Genomic DNA, 4,005 nt, shown 5'->3' on the forward strand with positions numbered 1-4,005 from the left:
GACCGGCGCTGTGGCTGTGGGAGCTGGCTTGCCAGCGAAGAGGCCAGAACTGGCAAAAAAAAGCCCGCAGTGTGAGCGGGCAAGGACCTACGAAGATTCTGCTAGCGACCCACTAGCTCCCACGATAGGTCGAATAACTGTAAGGCGAAATCAGCAGCGGCACATGGTAGTGCTCCTGCCCGGCATCGATGCCGAACCGTAGCACCACCACATCCAGGAACGCCTGCCCAGGCAGTTGCACGCCGCGGGCACGGTAGTAATCGCCTGCGCCGAACTGCAGCTGGTACACCCCGCCACGGTACGCCTCCCCTTCGAGCAACGGTGCATCCACCCGCCCATCGCTGTTGGTCACAGCGGTCTTCACCAACTCCAGCTGCTGGCCTTCGACCCGGTAGAGCTCGACCTTGATCGAGCTGCCAGGGCAGCCGTGAGCAGCGTCCAGTACGTGCGTGGTCAAACGTCCCATTTGCTTGTCGCCTCTTGTCAGATCCGTGGGCAGAAAATACACGCGCACCACCGCAGCCTGGGCAGGTGGTACGCGGGAATGGCGTCATTAAGACACTTGATCTGGAAATTGTACACAATTTTTCGCACCTCCTCGGGGCAACCATGGTGCTTTGCCCCAAACCGGCCCACAAGCCGCAAAGACACGCCCAATAAAGACACGATCGACACAAGCTGACTATGTAGGCAGGTTTCTTGCAGTGGACATCCAGGCGACCACCAGGCAGAAATGCGGAAAAACAGGCTTACAAAAGACTTTAGAAGTTGTATACAATCAAGCCATCCGGTGCGCGCGATACCCAGACAGACCCGGGACGGCCACTACCCGCACAACCGCACAAGAAGGAAGACTGCATTGAGCGCTGACTACCCTCGCGACCTGATCGGTTACGGCAACAATCCACCTCATCCGCGCTGGCCGGGGAACGCCCGCATCGCCTTGTCTTTCGTGCTCAATTATGAAGAAGGCGGCGAGCGCAGCATCCTGCATGGCGACAAGGAGTCAGAGGCCTTCCTGTCCGAAATGGTCGCCGCCCAGCCGCTGCAGGGCGTGCGCAACATGAGCATGGAGTCGCTCTACGAATACGGCAGCCGCGCCGGGGTATGGCGCCTGCTGAGGCTGTTCAGGGACAGCGGCGTGCCGCTGACCGTGTTCGCCGTGGCCATGGCCGCCCAGCGCCACCCGGATGTGATCCGTGCGATGGTCGAGGCCGGTCACGAGATCTGCAGTCACGGCTACCGCTGGATCGACTACCAGTACATGGATGAAGCCCAGGAACGCGAGCACATGCTCGAGGCCATCCGCATCCTGACGGAAATCAGCGGCGAGCGTCCGCTTGGCTGGTACACCGGCCGCAACAGCGTGAACACCCGCCGCCTGGTGATGGAGGAAGGCGGCTTCCTCTACGACAGCGACACCTACGACGACGACCTGCCGTACTGGGACAACAACAACCCCACCGGCAAGCCGCACCTGGTGATTCCCTACACCCTGGACACCAACGACATGCGTTTCACCCAGGTGCAGGGCTTCAACTGTGGCGAGCAGTTCTTTCAGTACCTCAAGGACGCCTTCGACGTGCTCTACGAAGAAGGTGCCGAGGCGCCGAAAATGCTCTCGATCGGCCTGCACTGCCGTCTGGTCGGCCGCCCTGCCCGCCTCGCCGCGCTCAAGCGCTTCATCGACTACGCCAAGGGCCACGAGCAGGTCTGGTTCGCCCGCCGCGTCGACATCGCCCGCCACTGGCATGCCACTCACCCCTTCAACGCCGAGACCGTCCGATGACCGCTTTCAAGACCCTCACGCCATCGACCCTGGAGCGTGCCGCGTTCGTCGAGGCGTTCGCCGACATCTACGAGCACTCGCCCTGGGTCGCCGAAAAAGCCTTCGACCTGGGCCAGTTGGCCGAGCTGGACGACATCGAGACCCTGCACCAGCGCATGAGCGACATTCTGCTCAGCACAGGCCACGACGCCCAGCTGGCGCTGATCAACGCCCACCCGGACCTGGCCGGCAAGGCAGCCATCCAGGGCGAACTGACCGAGTCGAGCACCCATGAGCAGGCCGGCGCCGGTATCCACCAGTGCACCGCCGAGGAGTTCGCCCGTTTCACCGCGCTCAACGACGCCTACAAGGCCAGGTTCCAGTTCCCGTTCATCATGGCGGTCAAGGGCAGCAACCGGCACCAGATCCTCGCCGCGTTCGAGAAACGCATCCATAACGATGCCGACGCCGAGTTCAGGGAAGCCCTGGCGCAGATAAACCTGATCGCCCTGTTCCGCCTGCTCGCGCTGTAAACCCACAACACAGAACAAAGAGAAAAAAGCATGCGCACTCTAGTGATTGAGCCCCTGACCAAAGAAGCCTTCGCCGCGTTCGGTGACGTGATCGAAACCGATGGCAGCGACCACTTCATGATCAACAACGGCTCGACCATGCGCTTCCACAAGCTCGCCACGGTCGAGACCGCCGAGCCCGAGGACAACGCGATCATCAGTATCTTCCGCGCCGACGCGCAGGACATGCCGCTGACCGTCCGCATGCTGGAACGCCATCCGCTGGGCAGCCAGGCTTTCATCCCGCTGCTCGGCCACCCCTTTCTGATCGTGGTCGCGCCCGTTGGCGATGCACCTGTATCAGGCCTGGTCCGCGCCTTCCGCACCAATGGCAGGCAGGGCATCAATTACCATCGCGGCGTCTGGCACCACCCGGTGCTGACGATCGAAAAGCGGGATGACTTCCTGGTGGTTGATCGCAGTGGTTCTGGCAACAACTGCGATGAGCATTTCTTCAACGAGGATGAGCAACTGATCCTCGACCCCCACCAATAAGAGAAGACCTGAGCGCCCGGCTACAGGGCGCCAGTGGAGGTAGAGACTGTGGAAGCACATTTGCTGGAATGGCTGAACCTGAGCGTGCGCTGGGTTCACATGATCACTGGCGTGGCCTGGATCGGCGCGTCGTTCTATTTTGTCTGGCTGGAGAACAACCTCAACCGCGTCAACCCGCGCGACGGTCTGTCGGGTGACCTCTGGGCGATCCACGGTGGCGGTATCTACCACCTGGAAAAATACAAGCTGGCCCCGCCCAAGATGCCGGACAACCTGCACTGGTTCAAATGGGAAGCCTACTTCACCTGGATGTCGGGCATCGCCCTGCTGTGCCTGGTGTTCTACTGGAACCCGACCCTCTACCTGCTGGCTCCCGGCAGCACCCTGAGCGGCCCGGAAGGCGTGGCCATCGGCATCGGTTCGCTGGTCGCCGCCTGGTTCATCTACGATTTTCTCTGCGACTCGCCACTGGGCAAGCGCCCCGTCCTGCTCGGCGGGGTGCTGTTCGTGCTGATCATCGCCGCCTGCTTCGGCTTCAGCCTGGTGTTCAGCGGCCGCGGCGCCTATCTGCACACCGGCGCGATCATTGGCACCATCATGGTCGGCAACGTGTTCCGCACCATCATGCCGGCCCAGCGCCAGCTGGTGGCCGCGATCGAGCGCAACGAAACCCCCGACCCGGTGCTACCGGCCAAGGGCCTGCTGCGTTCGCGCCACAACAACTACTTCACCCTGCCGGTGCTGTTCATCATGATCAGCAACCACTTCCCGAGCACCTACGGCAGCCAGTACAACTGGCTGATCCTGGCCGGCATCGCGGTGGCCGCGGTCTTGATCCGTCACTACTTCAACACTCGCCACGCCAGCAACAAGTACGCCTGGGCCGTGCCCGTCGGCGCCCTGGCGATGATCTGCCTGGCCTACGTCACCGGCCCCAAGCCGCTGCCGAGCGCCCCTGAGCAGGCCGCCGCGAAGGTCGAGTACCAGCCGCTGCCCGAAACGGCACTGGGCGGCAAGACCGCTGCCGAGAAAGCCGCCGAACAGGCTGCCGCACCGGCGCAACCCGCGGCACCCGCCCCCGCGCCAGCCGAGGCGAACGGCAATCTGGATGTCGCAGGTTTCGACAAGATCCATGACGTCATCCAGGAACGCTGCACCGTATGCCACTCG

General features: G+C 62.5%; 5 protein-coding genes. 4 read left to right on the top strand and 1 reads right to left on the bottom strand.

What is annotated here, in order from left to right; all coding sequences use genetic code 11:
* Positions 1–112: 112 nt before the first annotated feature.
* Positions 113–466, bottom strand: a complete 354-nt coding sequence (gene uraH, locus VJS90_RS03640) for a hydroxyisourate hydrolase (RefSeq protein ID WP_324119200.1) — start codon at positions 464–466, stop codon at positions 113–115.
* 393 nt (positions 467–859) lie between these two features.
* On the opposite strand from uraH, the gene puuE reads away from it, so the two are divergent.
* From puuE to VJS90_RS03660, 4 genes are all read left to right on the top strand, one after another.
* Positions 860–1,789 (top strand): allantoinase PuuE, encoded by a 930-nt coding sequence (puuE, locus tag VJS90_RS03645; RefSeq protein WP_324119202.1) that lies wholly within the window; start codon positions 860–862, stop codon positions 1,787–1,789.
* Positions 1,786–2,301, top strand: a complete 516-nt coding sequence (uraD, locus tag VJS90_RS03650) for a 2-oxo-4-hydroxy-4-carboxy-5-ureidoimidazoline decarboxylase (RefSeq protein ID WP_324119204.1) — start codon at positions 1,786–1,788, stop codon at positions 2,299–2,301. The genes puuE and uraD overlap by 4 nt, the downstream gene beginning before the upstream one ends.
* Before the next feature lie 30 nt (positions 2,302–2,331).
* Complete coding sequence (locus VJS90_RS03655; RefSeq protein ID WP_324119206.1) at positions 2,332–2,835, top strand: ureidoglycolate lyase; 504 nt, start codon at positions 2,332–2,334, stop codon at positions 2,833–2,835.
* Between the two features lie 48 nt (positions 2,836–2,883).
* A partial coding sequence (locus VJS90_RS03660) for a urate hydroxylase PuuD (RefSeq protein ID WP_324119208.1) occupies positions 2,884–4,005 on the top strand: 1,122 nt, incomplete at its 3' end.

The sequence above is a fragment of the Pseudomonas sp. genome, from assembly GCF_035277045.1.
Classification (GTDB): Bacteria; Pseudomonadota; Gammaproteobacteria; order Pseudomonadales; family Pseudomonadaceae; genus Aquipseudomonas.